The organism is Streptomyces sp. NPDC005281 (genome assembly GCF_040607495.1).
Classification (GTDB): Bacteria; Actinomycetota; Actinomycetes; order Streptomycetales; family Streptomycetaceae; genus Streptomyces.
Map to the genome: position 1 here is coordinate 1 of NZ_JBEXGX010000100.1, position 1,467 is coordinate 1,467.

The 1,467-nt window shown below is 69.3% G+C and carries 1 protein-coding gene; it reads left to right on the plus strand.

Features of this window, described 5'->3' with window-relative positions:
- The first annotated feature begins 76 nt into the window (after positions 1-76).
- Positions 77-1,291, plus strand: coding sequence for an IS701 family transposase (locus ABZV42_RS42205; RefSeq protein ID WP_356057564.1), 1,215 nt, complete (start codon positions 77-79; stop codon positions 1,289-1,291).
- The last annotated feature ends 176 nt before the right edge of the window (positions 1,292-1,467 follow it).

The window sequence follows — 1,467 nt, forward strand, 5'->3', positions numbered from 1 at the left end:
GTACTACAGCCGTGGCTCGTGTCCGTGTCCGGTGTCCGTGTGATGCGTTGTCCTGTCCGTGAGTACGGAGCGGGCTGTGCAGGTCTGGGCGGGCTGGTTCGATGACTTCTTCGCCTCTTTGGCGGGGGTCTTCGGTCGGGTCGAGCCGCGCCGGATGGCGATGGCCTATGTGAAGGCGTTGATCGCGCCGGTCGAACGGAAGAACGGGTGGCAGATCGCCGAGCATGTCGGGCACCCGAGTCCGGACCGGGTCCAGTGGTTCCTGGCCCGCTCGGCCTGGTGCGCGGATCAACTCCGTGACGCCCTGCGGTCGTTCGTCGTCCAGTTCCTTGCCCGGCCGGACGGGGTGCTGGTACTGGATGAGACGGCGTTCTTGAAGAAGGGCCGGATGTCGGCCGGGGTGGCCCCGCAGTACGCCGGGATCACCGGCCAGATCGAGAACTGCCAGGTCGCGGTGTTCTGCGCGTACGCCACCGACACCGGACGCGCGCTGATCGACCGCGAGTTGTACCTGCCCGCCGCCTGGTGCACCGACGCGGACCGCTGCCGCACCCAGCACATTCCCCGAGCACGCGCCAAGGCGGTGGTGACCAAACCGGAACTGGGCCGGCGCATGGTCGAGCGGTGCCGCCGGGCCAAAGTGCCCTTCGGCTGGGTGGCCGCCGACAGCGCCTACGGCCAGGACCGCAAGCTCCGTGCCGCACTGGAACGCCGCCGCATCCCCTATGTCATGGCCGTCCCGGTGGACGAGACGGTGTCCACCCCCGGCACCGGGCCTCTGCGCGTGGACAAGCTGGCCGCCCGTATCCCGCTGGTCTTTGAACGCCGCTCCTGCGGCGCTGGAGCCAAGGGCCTGCGCTCCTACGACTGGGCACTGGCCGACGTCAGCTGGCCCGGCGGCGCCGAAGGCGGCCCCCGACGCGGTCATGTCCACCTGCTGCTGGTCAGGCGCTCGATCTCCGACCCCGGCCAGGTCGCCTACTTCGCCGTGCACACCAAAGCCGCCACCCCGATCGGCGAGATCGTCCGCGTGATGGGGCTGCGCTGGGGAATCGAGGACTGCTTCGAGACCGCGAAGTCCGACTGCGGCCTGGACCACTACGAGGTCCGCACCTGGGACGCCTGGCACCGCCACATCACCCTTTCCATGGCCGCCCTCGCCTTCCTCACGATCACTGACACCCGCAGCCGCCACCTCCAGGAGCCCGACGAACACAACCCGTTGCCCGCACCGGCCGACCCGGCCCCAGCGCCCGAAAAGGGGGCCCGTCGGGACGCGTTGAAAAGCTGATCCGCTACACCGCCGAAGAGATCCGCCGCCTGCTCAACCGGCTCGTCTGGGCCACCACCACACCACCGGCGGTCGTGATCATCCAGTCACTCTGGCGGCGAGCCCACCAAGCACGCGCACAACGCTGCCACTACGCCACCCGCGACAAGCGAGATCGCGAGCCACGGCTGTAGTAC